This is a genomic window from Mucilaginibacter rigui, assembly GCF_014773275.1.
GTDB lineage: Bacteria > Bacteroidota > Bacteroidia > Sphingobacteriales > Sphingobacteriaceae > Mucilaginibacter > Mucilaginibacter rigui_A.
The window spans coordinates 262,681-280,220 of the sequence record NZ_JACWMW010000001.1 but is presented as its reverse complement, the minus strand read 5'-3'; the positions used below and the strand labels follow the sequence as shown (position 1 = coordinate 280,220).

Sequence of the window (17,540 nt, the reverse complement as noted above, 5' to 3'; positions counted from 1 at the left end):
AAAAATACAACCAGCTCACTATCAGCAATTAACGGGCGTTCACCTTGTTCATGTGGTGTGAACGTGAACAAAACCGTATCACTGACATTTATTAGGTTTTAACTTTAGGGTTCTCCCCTTTTCTTGTTTGCCGCAATCCGCAATAACCTTTATACTTGTATAACATTTCACCCTGCGCCATGAAGAACGTAACTTTAGACGAATTAAAGGCCATCCCCGCCCTGCAAACCGTACCCGATGAGCAGTTGGAATGGCTGCTGGCCAACGGCGAAACCATTGAGGTGGAGGAAGGTACCCGCGTTTTTGAAAAAGGCGAGCCTTTAGACAGGACCTTGTTTATGATAGAGGGCCGCATGCGCATCTGCGCCGAACAAAACGGCAAACTACGCGAAATTGTAGTAATAAAACCCGAAGCTATTACCGGCTACCTGCCTTTTAGCCGTGCCACAAACACCTTTGGCTACGGCGAAGCTATCGAGAAATGCCGCATGTTCAGGGTTGCTAAAGCCAAGATCCACGAGGCTATAAAACTACATTACGAACTTACTGCCGCCATGGTACACACCATGACCAGCCGTGTGCGCGATTTTACCTCGCAGCAGCAGCAAAACGAAAAAATGTTTGCCCTCGGTAAGTTGTCGGCAGGTTTGGCGCATGAGCTAAATAACCCGGCATCGGCTATCAGCAGGGGCGCTTCCCTTCTGCACGACCAGGTAAAGCGCCTTCCCGCTCTTTTTAAAGAGGTGGCTGCGCTAAACATCGCCCCCGAAAAACTGGATAAGATAAACCAGATACTGATCAGCAAAACACAGCAAACCGACCGCCCCATGCTCAACATGATGCAGCGTGCCGACGCGGAAGACGACCTTGCCGACTGGCTGACTGAGCACGGTATCAAGGATTATGATATTGCCGAAAACTTCGCCGAGTTCAGCTTCGGCCCTGCCGACCTGGAACACCTGCACAGCTGTACGCCATCGCCGCAATTGGATGTAGTGTTGGCCTGGATGAACAATTACCTACTGCAGGAAAAAATGGTGTCGGATATCCGCGAATCATCGACCCGTATCTCGGAACTGGTGAGCTCGGTAAAAACCTTCACCCATATGGACAGGGACACCGATAAGCAGCTGCTTGATATCCATGCAGGCCTTCGCAACACGCTTACCATGCTCAACTATAAGATGCGCAAAGGTAACATTCAGGTGGTCGAAGATTTCGACCTTAACCTGCCCCAGGTAAAAGCCCTTGCCGGCGAACTTAACCAGGTATGGACAAACATTATCGACAATGCCATTGATGCCATGGAGCCAAACGGTAGCGGTACGCTGGAGATCCGCACCCAGTTGGACAGGCATTTTGTATGCGTTTATATCAAAGATAACGGCACCGGCATCCCTGAGGAGATCCAGTCGCGGGTGTTTGATCCCTTTTTCACCACTAAGGATATGGGCAAAGGCACCGGCCTTGGTTTGGATGTGGTTACCCGCATCATCCGCCAGCATAATGGCACCGTAAAAGTAACATCGGTACCCGGCAATACCGAATTTACCGTTTGTTTCCCCCTAACAGATAATTAAGACAACAACATGGACCAACCTATCATATTTGTAATTGACGACGACCAGCAAGTACTGCGTGCCATTAGCCGCGACCTTAAAAACCATTACCGGCAGGATTACCGCATCCTGAGCACGGCGTCGGTAAAAGAGGCGTTGGATAGCCTGCTGGAGCTAAAAAATAAAGGCGAAGTGGTAGCGCTTTTCCTGAGCGACCAGCGCATGCCCGAAATGGAGGGTGTTGACTTTTTGTGCCGCACCACCGAATTTTTCCCTAATGCCAAGCGCGTTTTATTAACCGCTTATGCCGATACCGATGCTGCCATCAAAGCCATCAATGATGTAAAGCTTGATTACTATTTAACAAAGCCCTGGGACCCACCCGAGGAAAAACTATACCCTATACTTACCGACCTGCTGGAAGACTGGCAGGGCCATTACCGCCCCGATTTTAGGGGGATAAAAGTAATAGGTTACCAGTACTCGCCAAAATCGCACGATATTAAGGAGTTCCTGTCGGGATACCTTGTGCCCTACCTGTGGCTGGATGCCAATACCGAAGAAGCCAAAAAAGCTATCAAACTAAACAATTTGGATGCCAGGGACCTGCCCGCTATTATTTTTGCCGATGGCACCCTGCTAAAAACCCCTGCTGTAAAAGATATTGCCGCCAAAATTGGCCTTAACCAGGAAGCCAAGAACGAGCTTTATGATGTGGTGATTATTGGTGCCGGGCCTGCTGGTTTGGCAGCCTCTGTATATGGCTCATCAGAAGGGTTAAAAACTTTATTGATAGAAAAAAAGGCCCCCGGCGGGCAGGCAGGCACCAGTTCGCGCATAGAGAATTACCTGGGTTTCCCGGCGGGATTGAGCGGGGCCGATCTTACGCGCAGGGCTATCACCCAGTCGGCACGTTTTGGTACCGATTTTTTGTCGCCGCAGGCTGTAACAGAGATCAAACTAAAAGACAATTATAAAACACTACTATTGGATGATGGCAACGAGGTAATTACTAAAGCAGTTGTGATAACCACCGGGGTTGATTACCGGCAACTTAATACCACGGGGATTGATAAATTTACGGGCGCAGGCATTTACTACGGCGCCGCCATGACGGAGGCTGCATCATGCAAGGATAAGCACGTTTACGTGGTAGGTGGCGGTAACTCTGCCGGGCAGGCGGCTATGTACCTGTCTAAATTTGCCAAAGAGGTGTTTATTCTTATCCGGAAGGAAAGCCTGGCCGAAACCATGTCGTCATACCTTATCGATCAATTGGGAACGCAAAGCAACATTAAACTGATGCCCTGCAGCGAGATAACCGAAGCCATTGGCGATACTAACCTGCAGCAATTGGTGATACAAGATCTGAACACCAAAGAAAGCAAAACCGTTGAGGCCGACGCGCTGTACATTTTTATCGGTGCCAAACCTTATACCGACTGGCTTTGCAAGGATATCATCACCAACAACAAGGGGTTTATTGAAACCGGCCGCGACCTTAACCTTTGCAGCGATTTTGAAAAGGTGTGGAAAGCCAACCGCGACCCTTACCTGCTGGAAACCAGCTGCCCCGGTATTTTTGCCGCGGGCGATGTACGCGCCGGCGCCATGAACCGCGTTGCATCTGCCGTAGGCGAAGGCTCAATGGCTATTAGTTTTGTACATAAATATTTAAACGAGGTGTAAACACACCTCGTTTTTTTGAAATTTTATTAACTATAAGTAACTGCTAATTAGTATCTTCGCGTCCTTTTTAGTTTACTATGGTTAAAAAATATATACTATTCCTGTTCCTGATAATTGTTGTTGCGGCGTGCAAAAAAGAAATAACACTAAAACCGCAGCCCATACCGCCAGTTGTTGCACCTGATAGCGTATCGTTTGTTTCGGTAAAGCTTGAGGCTAAAAACAACCCGGGTGTTGTTACCACTGATATTATTTGTTCGATAAAAGACGACCAAATCTCTGCAACAATACCGCAATCTACGAAGCTTACCAAAAAGCTGATTGTAACCTTTACCACAATAAATTCAACTGTCACCAAAAACGATACCATACAGATTAGCGGCAAAACCGCTGTTGATCTGCGTAAGCCTATAACCTATACGCTTACATCGGCCAAAGGCACTAAGCGCGATTATAAGTTTTCGGTTAGTGTATTTACCGGCATCCCTATCTTGTACTTAACAACAAGCAGCCCGGTAGTATCTAAAGATAATTATGTAACCGGCTCTCTTGTGGTTGATGCCAATAACCGCTTTGAGCAGGAAAAAACAAACATCACGCTAAAAATTAAAGGCAGGGGTAATTCTACCTGGTCAAACTTCCCTAAAAAGCCCTACCGCTTAAAGTTTGATAATAAGGCCGCTATGCTGGGCATGCCTGCTGCCAAAAACTGGGTACTGCTTGCCAACTATGACGACAAAACTTTGTTGCGCAACCGCATAGCTTTAGAGTTTGCCCGCAGGATAGGTTCTGATTTTGCACCCGAGAGCCGCTTTGTAGAGGTAGTGATGAATGGCGTTATCCTGGGCAATTACTTACTTACCAGCCAGGTTGAGGTAAACGAGAACCGTGTAAACATTACCGAAATGACAGCCAGTGATAACGCTGGTGATGCCCTTACCGGCGGCTACCTGTTAGAGCTTGACCAGCGAAAGGATGAAAAGTATTGGTTCACTACCAAAAAGAACCTGCCTTTTACCATTAAATCTCCGGAAGACATTACACCGAAGCAGCTGGAATACATATCAAAATATATGCAGGATACCGAAGACGCCCTGTTTGCACCAAACGCTAACGACCCGGTAAACGGATACGCCAAGTACATTAACGTAGAATCGTTCATGAATTGGTTTTTCGCCGAAGAAGTGGTTAAGAACCAGGATGCCCGCGATTTTAGCAGCATATTTTATTATAAAGACCGCAATGGCAAACTGGGTATGGGCCCCGTTTGGGATTTTGACCTGAGCAGCGGTAACGTTGACTATTCGGTATCAAAAGATCCAAACAACTGGTATATACGCGATGCCACCTGGATGATAAACCTGTTTAAAGATGTTAAATTCAGGAGTAAGATAAAAGTGCGTTGGAACCAGATCCGCAATACCGCGGTAGAGGCTATCTTTAAAGATATTGACGAGAATGCCGAATATCTTAAGCTATCGCAAAAGCAAAACTTTACTACCTGGCCTATACTGGATAAGTACGTTTGGCCAAACGCGGTTGTATTAGGCAATTACGATATGGAAGTAGCGTATGCCAAAAGCTTCCTGAAAACTCGCATTGCATGGATAGATGCAGAGATAGCACAATATTAAACAACTATCCTACAGCGGAGCTTCTAAATAACAAAGGCCGGATAACAAATGTTACCGGCCTTTTCATTAAAACACTCAACGAAACTAATTAGAGGATATAGAACACTTTATTTTTATTGTATGATGCGCCAATAGCGGGCTCTTCCTGCTTGTAATTCTCTTTTAGCATCTGTTTAATATCGCGCTCAATATTGCGGGATATGGTGGTAGTTGGCGTATCGGTTGGTTTGTTCTCAAATGGGTCTTGCAGATGAATGGCCATATTCTCAATCAAAAAGAATGATGAGGCTATCGCGATAACAAGCGGCACTTCTACTACACCAAAAAACTCTATCAACCCAAAAGGCAACAGCAATACAAACAATAATACCGACAGGTGGATATAAACGCTGTAGGTAGCCGGGAACACCGTGTTCTTGATACGTTCGCAGCCGCCCATCTCGTTACTGAAACGGGTAAGGGTTTCGTCCATAGCAACCTGCTGGTATTCGGTAATCCAGCCCAGTTTAAAGGCAGCGCGCAGGTCGGCGCCCTGCAATTCCAACAATCCAAGCGGGATATTAGCATAACGTTTTACATGCTCAATATCTTCCGCAGAGATTAGGCGCTCCAGCCCTTGTAACGGGTCTTCTTTACGCAGATGGCGGCTCAGGCTATGGCACCAGGCTACCTGGCGTTTGGCTACACGCTCGCAAAAGGCTTTTTGTTCGTCCTCAGCATAAGGTGTATCAACAAAAGTTAACAGCTGGCGGGTAAGGCTGCGCGTATCATTCACTATGGCTCCCCAAAGCGTGCGGGCCTCCCACCACCTGTCGTACGCCTGGTTTGATTTAAACGCCAGCAACAGTGATATTACCGTACCCAAAATAGTTGGTACCGCAATAGGGATAGATATGCGCGTAAAATGAAAGCTGTTATACATAATGGCTATTAGTACGGCATAAATCGTAACCATAATAACCTCTTTTTTTATCTTCCCGAAGATGTATTTTACGGGTATGTTTTCTTTTAATAACATGGCAAATGTGTGTTTAATTTAATTATACTTCTAACAATTCTTCTTCGGTACCAGCAACCGCAACTTGCTGTTGCATCATGCGGGCATAATCACCTTTTGGCACATTAATAACCGGCAGGCCCGAGCGTTTGATGAGCAAGGCCGGGTCTACACTTGACTGGTGGATCTGCGTAAATTCACAGTCTTCGGTATTTAGTACCATATCTACCTCGTTGTGTTCAATAAACTGCTTAAACATGCTTAGCTTGCTGCCATATAAAAAGTCGATCTTAATATTCCGGATCTGCGGATACTGAGCGCGCAGTACATTGCAGTAACGGTAAAACTCGTCGCTTACCTTTTCATATTCGCGGCTGCGGCGGCTTAGCGTTATGATATCGCTGAATGAATCTGTTAATTTAAAAACGTGTACAAATACCAAGTTCAGGTCTTCTTCCCTGAATTGCCTGCAAACGGCGTGGATACAATCTAACGATGATGCCTGGTAGTCGGTTGGGATGAGTATGGTTTTCATAAGTATTTGTTAATGGTTAAACTTTAATTGTTTACTTATGCAATACTACCCCGCGCCCATTAAAAGGAATTAAGAGACTTATTAGAATTTAGTTAGAGTAAAAAATATTTTACGGTAATTAACCATCTGTATATCAATCAATAAAACTAAAAGGAATGGTGATTTTTAATAATTACAGTCAACTTATTAGAAAGTTATAAGAAAGCCTTTGATGAATTAATGGTAAAGTTGAATATTAAAGGTTCCAACACTCGCCGCAAGGCCTTTTCAGAAAGCCTGCAGCAGCAGTTACACCACGGGCAGGCTGATCTGGATCTCGGTACCTACCTGCTCTTCCGACCGGATACCGATAGTACCTTTGTGCAGCCGAATGATGTTAAGGGTAAGTGGTAAGCCGATGCCATGCCCCTGAAAATCGCTTGTATTTGATGCCCTGAAGAATGGCTCGAAAATATGTTGCTGTTCATGCTCGGGTATACCGATGCCTTTGTCAGTAACTTTGATAAGGATGCGCCCGTTGCTTGCCGTTACCTGCACATTTACCGGGCGGTTATTGGAATATTTGCAGGCATTTAACACAATGTTACTTATCGCCAACTGCAGCAGGTTAATATTGCCTTCGGTGTAAAGCAAGCGTTCATCATCGGGCAGGGCCGAGAAATCGATATCTATCACACTTTCCCGGTCTATCTTTTTCACCGAATCTGCAACGTCTATTACAAGTTCGTCTATCCTTATTCTTTGCCAGTTTTGTTTTTTTCCGTCGAAACCTGTTTGCGCCAGGCCAAGTAAGGCAGCCAGGATATGTCCCAGTTTTTCGGCTTCGGCCAAAATATTTTTAGCCGCTGCCCGGCCTTCGTCGGTAACCTTGTTACCTTTTAACAGCAACTGCGTTTCGCCGCTAATGATGGTAAGCGGTGTGCGCAGCTCGTGCGAGGCGTTACTTACAAAATTGTTCTGCGTTTCAAAAGCCGTCTCTAACCGGGTAAGCATGTTGTTAAAGGTAAGTACCAGTTCGGCAATCTCATCTTTGCCGGTAACATCATCCAGCCGCATATGCAGGTTATTGGCTGTTATGTTTTTTACGCTTTTGATGATACCCCGCACCGGTTGAATGGTGTAGTACGAGAATATTTTACCCGCTACATAAGTAAGGATTATAGATACTATAAAGATGATAAGCAGTACCCGCTTTAACAGTTCAAGCTCTTTAAAGCCATATGGGTCGGTAGCGGTAACTATTACAATATATTTTTCGTTGCGGCTGTTAAATAAGCTGCCGGCATAAAAGTGGTTGGCTTTGGTATAACGGGCTTTTTTATTAGCCATGATGCTGTTATAAAACTCATCAGGCAGGTTTACAACCTTTTTGTATGCGGGCAACTTTGCAGTATCCAGTTTAATGATGTATTCCTGCTCGTTTGCCAGTTTCTCCAGGTATCGGGTACGTACCTGGTTGTACGCAGCCGATTCTTTATCTGGATGAATATTTGTTTCGGCAGTAAGGTTAACCCGGGCTTCCAGGCGTTTAAAAAAATCCTCGAAGCTAAAATCAGATACAAAGTAAAATATGGAAGCATTGAGCAACACCAACCCTATTGTTGAGATAGCAACAAACAGTAATGTTATTTTAGTTTGAAGTTTCATCTAACGCTTCTTCCTTAAAAATATAGCCCATGCCAAAAACGGTATGTATCAATTTAACATCATAACCGCTATCAATTTTCTTGCGCAAATAGTTTACATAAACATCAACCACGTTGGTGCCCATGTTAAAATCAATGTCCCAAACATTCTCCAGTATCTGGATGCGGGAGAGCACCATATTTTGGTTTTTGGCAAAATATTCCAGCAGATGATATTCAGTTGCTGTAAGCGCTATGTTTTTGTTATTGCGTTTAGCAGTTTTTGATACAGTATCAATTTCCAGCCCCGCAATGCTGATCACATTTTTTGGCGCACTTCCCGCCTTACTACGGCGCACCAGCGTACGGATGCGTGCTTCAAGTTCGGGAAATTTAAAGGGTTTTGGCAGATAATCGTCGGCACCGCTGTTTAGGCCGGTAACAATATTTTCGGTACTACTTAACGCAGTAAGCATCAGTATGGCAACGCTATCGTCCTGTTTGCGAATCTCCTTACAAACCTGTATCCCGTTCATACCGGGCAGCATAATATCCAGTATAATAATATCAAAGCTGTGGGTTTGTGCCATCTCCAGCGCCATATTCCCATCGGCGGCAACACTTACTTCCATACCGGCTTCTGTTAAGCCGCGTACAACTATCGATACCAGGCCCGGTTCGTCTTCAACAAGCAGTACTTTCATTTAGCTGGATCTATGGGAACTATAACCATTTGCCCAAAATAAATGTTTTAAGCCTTAAAACTTTAATATTGCTTAAATTATTACGCTAATAAGCCAATACAAGGCACTTCATCCGGATTTATACTCCTAAGCAAAGTATATCCGATGCCTGCTGTGCCCCTAAACAATGATGGGTTTTCCATCCCAACGTTCTCCACATCATACGTTTGGTACCACCCGCGGTTATTCTTACGATTAAGCAGCGCCACCAGCGCTTTACGGGCATCCTGTAATAGGGCGGGCCTACCCAGTACCATCGCTGCTTCTATCAAAAAATCTATCCGGCCTGTGTTGCCACAGCAATAAAAATCGGTATCACTTAACAAGTGCTTTTTTGTGGCAATAAGGGCAGTCTCCACATCTTGCAATAGCGCTTCATCCTTTAAAATATGGTAGGCGTGCAGGCGTGCAAGGCCTATACCCGGCGCACCGTGGCACCAGGCAGTTTTACAATCGTAACCGGTTTTGCGCAGGTCGCACCAATTAGTACGTTCGGCATTGCGGTAATAATTTTCAAATTGCAGCGCTTGATAAAACGCCTGTTTATACTTTTCTATGCCGGTAATGTCAAATAAGGTAAGCAATGCACAGGCAATACCCGATGCGCCATGTGAGAACCCGGTGAGCGGCCTGTCGAACTGTTCGCTGCGCCAGGTTAACGACCGCGAGGCCGAGTCAATAACGCGGCCTTGCAATAAATGATGGGCTATAGTAACCATCAGTTCTAAAACATCTGCCGAGTGCGAAGCTTTATAAAGGGGGGCTAGACTTAACAGTAAGCCGGCCGAGCCCGCCATAATATCATATTTTGTATCCTTTTTAATATCAGCCGGCCCTACAAGCTGGGCCAGGTTAATAGCTGTTTGCAGGTTATCATTATCAGCACAATGGGTTTTAACCAACGTATACAGCAAACCTGCCACTCCTGAGGCGAAAGAGATACCCATATTAGTTTTACAGGCGCGTTTTACTTCGGCAGCTATAATAGTATCTATCAACTGCTTATTGGCACCGCTATCCACACTACTTAAAAAACAAGCTATCCCCAATGAGCCATCATACAGCATGGGGCTCAGTTGCCCCAACACCAGTTTATTGCCTGCATCGGCAGTATAGCCGTTCCAGCTAAAAGTATTATTATTTTTTATGGCTGATGCTGCAATGCCGGATGCTATGAGCCGGGTTTCGTTAAGTATTGACGCCTTGCCGTACTTTATTAAGTTTTTATCGGGTTGCATGGCTCTGTTGATCTGAACCTTACCATAGCGGGCTGCAAAAGCCGATGTAATAAGACTTACCTGCTGCTCCATTTTACCGGCATCGAAATTTTTAATGCGGTTAAGGGTGAACTGGTATGGTGTAATTTCAAAAAAAGCCCACTCCGGGCAATCCCCCGATTCCCGGATGTGGAGCTTTGATGTATTCCCGGTAAAAAGCGGCACATTCATGCGCTTTATAGCTTCAAACTCGGCATCAATAACTAATGCTTTTGTTTGAGGCAACAGCAGGGTTGCTGTAGGGAATTCGTTTAATGACCGGTATATTTCTTTTTTACGCGCATCTTCAGATAATAAAGCATCGGCGTTTAATGAGTTTTCTATAATAAAAAGGTAGTTCATGGTGTAGCGCATGATCACCCTTACAGGCTTGTTTTTAAAATTACCGAAGGCAAACCCCGGCTTATCTAACACATCTTTATTGGTAATGAACCAATTGCATGCCCGTTTAAAACCGCCTGTAATTTCGGCAAGGTAGTTTTGGGGCGATACCGCGTTACTATCATATACAGGCTGATTTTTATCTGCTGTAAATATCCCTTTTTGTTTTTCAAGCCGAAGCGCATCGGTACCTGCATTTGCCCATACCCAGCGGTTGATGCCTGATATTTGTTTACCCCAGGCACCAAACCCACTGTTATCAATGGGTGCATCCTGCCCGCCTAAATATATATTGGCGGGTACAAGGCCTGTATTATTTACGCTAAATATATCCTCCTGCATTTCGCCGGTTGCACCAAACAGGCATTCCAGATCAATCAGCACGGGGTGTTTACCATGAGCTATAATATTCTCAAAATGAAAATCGGTGCCGCCCAGCAAAAACACAATAGCCAGCAGCACGCCACATTCGGTATAGTATCCGGTTAGTTCATTAGTATTTGTTACCGGCAAATGCTCAATAAACTCCATCCAAAAATAATCGCCGCAATCAAGCACCCGTGGAGTTTTCAGGCCAATACCGGTTTCTGCGGCAACCTCACTAATAAATGTATTAAAGGCAACATCCATGCCCCCGCTACGCGGTTTATAAACTATTTTTAAACCACTTGTAAATGCTACAATAGCTGCGCTTTTGCCGCCATTGTGTACATCGCCCTGGTTTGTATCTATTTTAACCGGGATGCCGATTGGCCTACTATTATTGAATATTTTTGAAAGATTATCCATATCCGTTTGGATATGGTTATGTAATTCGGTTTTAAATGTGGTTAGCTGTTGCAGCATATCTTGTTGCAACGTGTTAACCAATGGATATTTTTTTAAAAATCCGGCCAACCCGCCATGATTAAAAAAATGATCATCATAATCATTCATTATATCATCGGTACTTTTAAAGGCCGGATCAACTAATTGCAGTATATTAAAGAAGGGGTGTGTTTTTGTTGCGAAGTCGCAAAAATGTTCGTCAAAGCAAAATTTGCTCACCGATGACAGGTTTTTTAAAAGCGCTTCGATCTCATCATCAGGCAGGTTTTGCAACCCGGCCTGCAGCATGGCTTTGATGTGTTGCCCAAAGGGCAATGTTTGCCGGGCAGATGCTTTGCTATTATTTATATCTGTCAATTTACCGGGGGTTAAATCTCATAGTATTTAAACAAATAACATGCAAAGCAGGCTCTGCTTTGCATGTTATTGCAACGGGCGATCAAACAGTACATACGGCTGTCCAGGCGGTTGATACGCAACCTACGTTACCTGTAACCGCTTTGTGGCCTTTACCAAGGTCTGCATCAGAAAAAGATACGCCATGTTTTTTAGCTACTTCTGCAATTGCTGCAGATACCGCTTTGTTAAGATCGCTTTGTAAAGCAGCATCGCTCTTTACAGCTTCAGAAAAACTTTTTTGTGACATTGTAATAAGGTTTAGGTTTGTATTTATTAACAATGCTAAGGTATGGGCACCTAAATAATTCTCATAGGTTGTAATAACCCTTTTTATGCAGGGAGATAAACCCTATTATATAAAGGTTAAAATATTGCGTAAAACAAGAGGTGCTTTAGCTCAAAAAGCAAAATACCCCCTGCAAATTTTCTTTGCAAAGGCTTTTAATTATTTACATGATTACTTAGGATTGTTTACCAAGGGTAATTATATCCTTACCCTCTATTACTTTGGTGTGATAGCCTTGTTCGGTAACGGTTATCATGGCCTGGGCCAGCTCTGGCAAAGTAACAAAGCCTTTGGGGTACAATGCACGCCCAACCGGGAACAGCCAATTAATATATTTGTAAAAGCCATGTGTTTTGGTGAGGCCTTTAATAGGTTTTATAAACCCCGGCCTAAAAGCATACACCTGTAAAAAGGGTAGCTTCATCAAATCGTTCTCGGTTTTGCCTTTTACTGCTGCCCAGCCGGTGCCTTTCTCTTTACTGTCTGTACCCGCGCCGGATACGTAACAAAACGTCATATCGGGGTTATACTGCACCAATGTTTGGGCAACATTTAGGGTAAGTATGTACGTGGTTTTGTAATAATCTAACTTACTTACCCCTATTGATGAGATACCAAGGCAAAAGTAGCAGGCGTTGTAACCTGCCAGCTGGTCTTCAATAGGCATCAGGTCGAAGAAGTCAGCGTGAACAATCTCCGTCAATTTCGGGTGCTTATAACCCGATGGCTTACGGTTGATGATCAGCACAGCTTCTACATCCGGGTGCTGCAGGCATTGATGCATTACGCCCTCGCCAACCATACCGGTAGTACCTGTTATTATAACCCTTATTGGTATATTCATCATGGTACTTTTAAAACAACCATTCAGAAGTAAAGTTTGTGTAATTATACAGGCACGTTCACGGTAACAGTTGTGCCTTTCCCCGGTGCAGAGTCGTATTCAATAGTCCCCCGCAAATATTCGATACGGGTAAGTATATTCTTTAGGCCGATGCCTTCAAATGTGCCTGCCCTTTCGGTATCAAAGCCAACCCCGTTATCTTTTATTACCGCTGTAATTTCCCGAGCATCACGTTTCAGGATGATATCCAGCTGCGTAGCTTGCGCGTGTTTAATAACGTTGTTAATGGTTTCCTGTATAATGCGGTAAAGCATGGTTTCTACATTGCTTTCCAGCCGGTCTTTAAACCCTGTTGTTTCCAGGCGGATCTTGAGGCTGTCGGCGTCTATCTTTTCTATAAAGCTTTTCAGATCAGACGCTATGCCCGACCGCAGCAACATATTAGGTATCATTTGGTGCGATATCACCCTAACCTCCTTGCAGCTTTCATCAACAAGGGCAAGGGTGTTCTCAGCTAAAAATTTATCTTCCTCACGCTCTAAACTAATCCGCTCAAATAAACCGTTCAGATTCATTTTTACAGCCGAGAACAGCTGGCCTACCCCATCGTGCAGGTCGGCACCTATGCGTTTGCGTTCATGCTCTTCTGCATCAATTACAGCTTTGGTCATCATATCCTGGTGCCGCAGCATCTCTGCCTGTAACAGCGCTTTTTGTTTCAGTTTATTACGGTTATAAACCAACCCGGCAACCAGTACAGAAACCAGCAACAGGCCTATTATAATAGCTATAGTAGTTTGCTGCTTGCTGATGGAAAGCCGCTGGATGGTATTCTCTTTATTTAACAAGTTAATTTTTTGTTCTTTTTTCTCGGTATCAAACCTGGTTTGCATAAGGGCGATCTGCTTGTTGCTGTTCTCGTTTATCATCTCCACACTTATGCTTTGAAACTTTTGGTGGGCCTGCAGTGCATTCTTATAGTCGCCAAGCTGCTCATAAATATTACTCAACGAGCCCCACCCCAGTTTTTCGCCTTGTTTATACTTGCTTTCCTGGCTTAAAACCAAACCTTTCTTCATCCAGTCGAGCGCGGTTTTATAGTCTTTTTTCTCGCTATAAATGCCACTAATGTTCATGTAAGTATCGCTTATCTGCTTTTTGTCGTTAAAAAACCGGTCTATTTTCAATACTTCCTGCTGGTATTGAAGCGCCTTATCATACTGTTTCATAGCGGTATAGCAGTTAGCCATGTTTGAATAAACCTGCGATAAGCCGCGCGTATCGTTATGCTCTTTACATATTGCCAAAGCTTCGGCATCCATTTTCAGGGCTTTATCAAACTGCCCACCCTGACCATAAACGTTGGCCAGCATTTGCAGGCAGCTTACTATCATGGTGGTTTTATTAACCTTACGGGCCAATGCCAGGCTTTGCAGCGCATATTGCTCAGACTTTTTGGGGTTTTGATTATCAAAGTAAACCAGCGACAGGTTACCTAACGATGCGCAGATGCCCAGCGTATCTTTCAGCTTTTCGCGGATAGCCAGGGCCGCCAGATGGTTTTTAACAGCTTCGCTATAATTGCCCGTTTGCCAGTAATAAATACCCAGCCCGTTGTGGCCTTTGGCTACAATTAGAGGTAAGTTATTCTTTTCGGCTATCCGTATGCTTTTTTCACTGGCTATGCGCATAGAGTCAAATTCCCCACGGTTAGAGTATTGTACTGACATAAACGCGTAAACATTAGCCAGGCCTTTTGCATACTTAAGTTTTTGGGCTATAACCATGGCCTGGTCTATCATTTCCTGGGATTGCACAGGATCCATTCGTTGCAGTTCCAACGCTATTTGATAATACAGGTCTGCTTTCAGGGTGTCGGCCTTAGTGGCCGTAAGGATGTTTTTTAAACTATCAACAGCTTTGTTCTGCGCAAGTGCAAATGCGGGGGTGCACAAAAGCATTATCATCAATAACTTTCTCATCAAGGGGAATAAGATTTAGTTATTAAAGATATATTAATTATTGAAGTATTAAAATACTTTACTTGTAGAATAATAAATTAATTGAGTATTAGCCCTGCTTTACGGTTTGTTTACGGAGTAAACTAATAACTACATAAGCACCTACCAATGCCGGGAAAAACAACAGGAACGAACGTTGCAGTAACGTAAAAATGGGAATCAACGCGGCGGGTACAATCTTGCCAAAAAGGGTTGCTATAAACCCTTCGGCAAAACCGCTGCCGCCGGGGGTTGGTGCAAAGTATATCATAAACTGTATCAGGATCTGGATAGAGATAACCTGCACTAAATTTGCACTAACCCCCAAGCCAAGCAATATAACCCATTGTAAACAATACTTATTTAAATACAATAAAGTAGTTATTAATAAGCTGAGCGGGAACAAAAACGGGTTCTTCCGGATAATAACGCTGCAGGTTTGCTGGTATTTGCTGATACTCTGGAATGAGTTATCGGCCCACTTAGCCAGTTTTTCCTTCTTTTTGGGGAAAATAGAAGATAAGCCGTTAGCTATTTTTTTGATGATAGAACCTATCCAAAGCGGTTTCCAGAAGGCCAGCAAAAAGGCCAGCAAAAACAGCAGGAAAAAGCTGAAACCATACCTAAGCATGGCCGGCACCATACTGCCAACCTCGGTAGTATCCATCAGCATAATGGCAACAAAACCTGCCAGCGGCATAAATATGAGTGTAGCTCCCATATTGATGAGGCTTATGGCGAAAGAATCAATAAACGTTACGCCGTTGCTGGTATAAACAAAAATTTGCGCCGGGCCCGCACCACCGTGTGCCGGGGTTACTGCCCCCATAAACATATTGGCCACATTTGCTCTGAAACTTACCCAATGTGATACGCCGGGCGACAGTTTACGGATGTAAATATGGTTACGCCAGCTGCCCAGCATCAGATCTACAAATAGCATTACAAAGCAAATAGCGATGTACTTGTATGAAATGTGCGACAGGGCTTTTACCGTATCGCCGGTGTTATTATAGAAGAAAACCGCCGCAATGGTAGCTACCGTTATCAGCGCGAACCAAAAGGCGCCCTTAATGATAACTTTTTTATTAAATACACTTTTCGCGTCCTGCTTTTCGGGTTCGGCGGTTGGCTTGCTGCTTGATGTCATTGTTTGCTTTAACGGTGTAAAGTTAAAATAATGGTTCGCCTTCCGAACTTTTTGGCGTGATGCCTTTCCATTTTAAAATACTATCGAACAAGTCGGCTGTGCGCATTGGTTTTTCGTCCCAGCCTTTTTGGTTGTATATCATAGGTACATGAATGTGGTACTTATGTAACGATCCGTGCGAGCCTTTGTGTTCAGGATATTCCCAAAAATCGCGCAGGTCATAACCCAATGCGGCGCTTATCACAATATCCCCTGCCCTGCGGCTCCTGAACAATTGATAGATCTGGAACACAGCATCCGGGTAATCAGTTTCAAAAGTGGCAGCAAGTATGGCACGGTGGCCGGTAGCTTCAATTTTACCGCCATATTTTAACACATCGGCAGTAACAGGTTCGTAGGTAAATACATCATCCTTAACGGATATTTTTGCCTTGCCTGCTTTATTGTGTACAATAAAGGTTTGGTCTTCATCGCCACGGTAAATAGCAAAATCAACCGCATCTTCGTTTAACAATAACTGTAAACGTTCGGCCCCCATTGCTTCAAGGATACCCTGCTCGCGCAATACGTGGTCGCCCTTGTGGTTAAGGAAATGGATGCTACCGAACGAGTTGCCCGATATCATCACCGCGCATTTCGGGTTGCTTTTCCAGATAACCGGGTAATATACAGATTTAAGTCCGTGGTCGGTCATCCAGTCGGCAAGGTCGAGGTGTTTGGTAGTTGGGGTAAGGCCGTGGTCAGATGTCATTACAAACAGGGTATCGTCCCATTTGCCCTGTTCCTCTAACTTGGCGCGAACCTCGCCCAGGCTGTTATCGGCAATTTTGTAGGCCTCAACCGTGCGCGCATCGCGGATGTGGTGATAATGCGAATCCCAGTCAACACTCGGGAACACAGCGAACAGGAAATCAAAATCCTTACCCGTGTTAAGCATATCCATAATACGCTGGTGGCCCTGTATATCTACCGGGTGATGGCGCAGTTTAAAGTGCGCACGCATGTATAGTAAGCCCTTACCTTTTTTACCCAGGTCATACTCATCGGGCACGTTGCGGGTTATCATGTTGTACAGGTTGTACGATTCGCCCATAAGTTCAAACAGCGTAGGCTTATCGGCCGGCATATCGGTATTGAACCAGGCAGCTTCGGGCCCGCAATAACTTCGCATGGCCAGTTTATTAAAACGTGTACGTTTAAATTCTTTTTTATCGAACCAGCGGATACCCGTAATATCCATAGTACCCGGGAAATGCCCCGTTAAAAATGGCAGGTAAGCGGGGCCGGTGGTTGATGGGAAACAAGTGGTAGCCTTGCGGTAAGTACCTTCGTCAATTATTCGTTTTATGTTCGGGAGTTCACCTTTTGCTATCAGTTCAGGTAAAACCTCACTGTGGGCGCCGTCAACTAAATAAAACAGCACTCGCTTATTACTTTGCATCAATAGTATTTAATATGATAAAAAAACAGCCTTTAAAGCATTAATAAGGGCGTTTTGAAAATTATACTCGTAACTGTAAAATAAATAAATAATTATGGTTTTTTGAGTTACAGTATGTAACTATTACATAACTATTAAAAAAGCGCACTTAT

At 44.3% G+C, this 17,540-nt stretch carries 13 protein-coding genes; 3 read left to right on the top strand and 10 right to left on the bottom strand.

Annotated elements, in window-relative coordinates; all coding sequences use genetic code 11:
* Positions 1–179: 179 nt before the first annotated feature.
* The 3 genes from IDJ75_RS01235 (at position 180) to IDJ75_RS01225 (ending at position 4,882) form a co-directional block, all read left to right on the top strand.
* Complete coding sequence (locus IDJ75_RS01235) at positions 180–1,580, top strand: ATP-binding protein (RefSeq protein ID WP_191173801.1); 1,401 nt, start codon at positions 180–182, stop codon at positions 1,578–1,580.
* A 9-nt stretch (positions 1,581–1,589) separates the two neighbouring features.
* Positions 1,590–3,248 (top strand): FAD-dependent oxidoreductase, encoded by a 1,659-nt coding sequence (locus IDJ75_RS01230; RefSeq protein WP_191173800.1) that lies wholly within the window; start codon positions 1,590–1,592, stop codon positions 3,246–3,248.
* A gap of 77 nt (positions 3,249–3,325) precedes the next feature.
* A complete protein-coding gene (locus IDJ75_RS01225; protein ID WP_191173799.1) occupies positions 3,326–4,882 on the top strand; it encodes a CotH kinase family protein in 1,557 nt (518 codons plus the stop codon).
* An 88-nt stretch (positions 4,883–4,970) separates the two neighbouring features.
* Here the strand turns inward: IDJ75_RS01225 and IDJ75_RS01220 are convergent, their stop codons facing one another.
* From IDJ75_RS01220 to IDJ75_RS01175, 10 genes are all read right to left on the bottom strand, one after another.
* Positions 4,971–5,900, bottom strand: a complete 930-nt coding sequence (locus IDJ75_RS01220) for a bestrophin family protein (protein WP_191173798.1) — start codon at positions 5,898–5,900, stop codon at positions 4,971–4,973.
* A gap of 22 nt (positions 5,901–5,922) precedes the next feature.
* Entirely contained in the window at positions 5,923–6,414 is a 492-nt protein-coding gene (locus IDJ75_RS01215; protein WP_191173797.1) for a hypothetical protein, read from the bottom strand.
* 288 nt (positions 6,415–6,702) lie between these two features.
* Complete coding sequence (locus IDJ75_RS01210) at positions 6,703–8,061, bottom strand: sensor histidine kinase (RefSeq protein ID WP_191173796.1); 1,359 nt, start codon at positions 8,059–8,061, stop codon at positions 6,703–6,705.
* On the bottom strand, positions 8,045–8,743 hold the full coding sequence (locus tag IDJ75_RS01205) for a response regulator transcription factor (RefSeq protein ID WP_191173795.1): 699 nt from the start codon (positions 8,741–8,743) through the stop codon (positions 8,045–8,047). Before IDJ75_RS01205 ends, IDJ75_RS01210 begins: the two co-directional genes overlap by 17 nt.
* 80 nt (positions 8,744–8,823) lie before the next feature.
* The gene (lanM, locus tag IDJ75_RS01200) at positions 8,824–11,625 is read right to left on the bottom strand and encodes a type 2 lanthipeptide synthetase LanM (RefSeq protein WP_191173794.1); all 2,802 of its coding nucleotides are present in this window, start codon (positions 11,623–11,625) and stop codon (positions 8,824–8,826) included.
* Positions 11,626–11,707: 82 nt separating this feature from the next.
* Positions 11,708–11,914, bottom strand: coding sequence for a Nif11-like leader peptide family natural product precursor (locus IDJ75_RS01195; protein WP_191173793.1), 207 nt, complete (start codon positions 11,912–11,914; stop codon positions 11,708–11,710).
* A gap of 214 nt (positions 11,915–12,128) precedes the next feature.
* The gene (locus IDJ75_RS01190; RefSeq protein ID WP_224746444.1) at positions 12,129–12,800 is read right to left on the bottom strand and encodes an NAD-dependent epimerase/dehydratase family protein; all 672 of its coding nucleotides are present in this window, start codon (positions 12,798–12,800) and stop codon (positions 12,129–12,131) included.
* Between the two features lie 41 nt (positions 12,801–12,841).
* Positions 12,842–14,779, bottom strand: coding sequence for a tetratricopeptide repeat-containing sensor histidine kinase (locus IDJ75_RS01185; RefSeq protein ID WP_191173792.1), 1,938 nt, complete (start codon positions 14,777–14,779; stop codon positions 12,842–12,844).
* 88 nt (positions 14,780–14,867) lie between these two features.
* Positions 14,868–15,947 carry a lysylphosphatidylglycerol synthase transmembrane domain-containing protein gene (locus tag IDJ75_RS01180; RefSeq protein ID WP_191173791.1) on the bottom strand — a complete coding sequence of 360 codons (1,080 nt, stop codon included), beginning with the start codon at positions 15,945–15,947 and terminating at the stop codon, positions 14,868–14,870.
* A gap of 22 nt (positions 15,948–15,969) precedes the next feature.
* The gene (locus tag IDJ75_RS01175; RefSeq protein ID WP_191173790.1) at positions 15,970–17,388 is read right to left on the bottom strand and encodes an alkaline phosphatase family protein; all 1,419 of its coding nucleotides are present in this window, start codon (positions 17,386–17,388) and stop codon (positions 15,970–15,972) included.
* Positions 17,389–17,540: the final 152 nt, after the last annotated feature.

What these genes read in the sequence shown, in the direction of transcription:
- IDJ75_RS01210 (WP_191173796.1), bottom strand. Translation starts at nt 8,061, where the DNA reads ATGAAACTTCAAACTAAAATAACATTACTGTTTGTTGCTATCTCAACA.
- IDJ75_RS01220 (WP_191173798.1), bottom strand. Translation starts at nt 5,900, where the DNA reads ATGTTATTAAAAGAAAACATACCCGTAAAATACATCTTCGGGAAGATA.
- IDJ75_RS01175 (WP_191173790.1), bottom strand. Translation starts at nt 17,388, where the DNA reads ATGCAAAGTAATAAGCGAGTGCTGTTTTATTTAGTTGACGGCGCCCAC.
- IDJ75_RS01205 (WP_191173795.1), bottom strand. Translation starts at nt 8,743, where the DNA reads ATGAAAGTACTGCTTGTTGAAGACGAACCGGGCCTGGTATCGATAGTT.
- IDJ75_RS01180 (WP_191173791.1), bottom strand. Translation starts at nt 15,947, where the DNA reads ATGACATCAAGCAGCAAGCCAACCGCCGAACCCGAAAAGCAGGACGCG.
- IDJ75_RS01235 (WP_191173801.1), top strand. Translation starts at nt 180, where the DNA reads ATGAAGAACGTAACTTTAGACGAATTAAAGGCCATCCCCGCCCTGCAA.
- IDJ75_RS01190 (WP_224746444.1), bottom strand. Translation starts at nt 12,800, where the DNA reads ATGATGAATATACCAATAAGGGTTATAATAACAGGTACTACCGGTATG.
- IDJ75_RS01215 (WP_191173797.1), bottom strand. Translation starts at nt 6,414, where the DNA reads ATGAAAACCATACTCATCCCAACCGACTACCAGGCATCATCGTTAGAT.
- IDJ75_RS01230 (WP_191173800.1), top strand. Translation starts at nt 1,590, where the DNA reads ATGGACCAACCTATCATATTTGTAATTGACGACGACCAGCAAGTACTG.
- IDJ75_RS01185 (WP_191173792.1), bottom strand. Translation starts at nt 14,779, where the DNA reads ATGAGAAAGTTATTGATGATAATGCTTTTGTGCACCCCCGCATTTGCA.
- IDJ75_RS01225 (WP_191173799.1), top strand. Translation starts at nt 3,326, where the DNA reads ATGGTTAAAAAATATATACTATTCCTGTTCCTGATAATTGTTGTTGCG.
- IDJ75_RS01195 (WP_191173793.1), bottom strand. Translation starts at nt 11,914, where the DNA reads ATGTCACAAAAAAGTTTTTCTGAAGCTGTAAAGAGCGATGCTGCTTTA.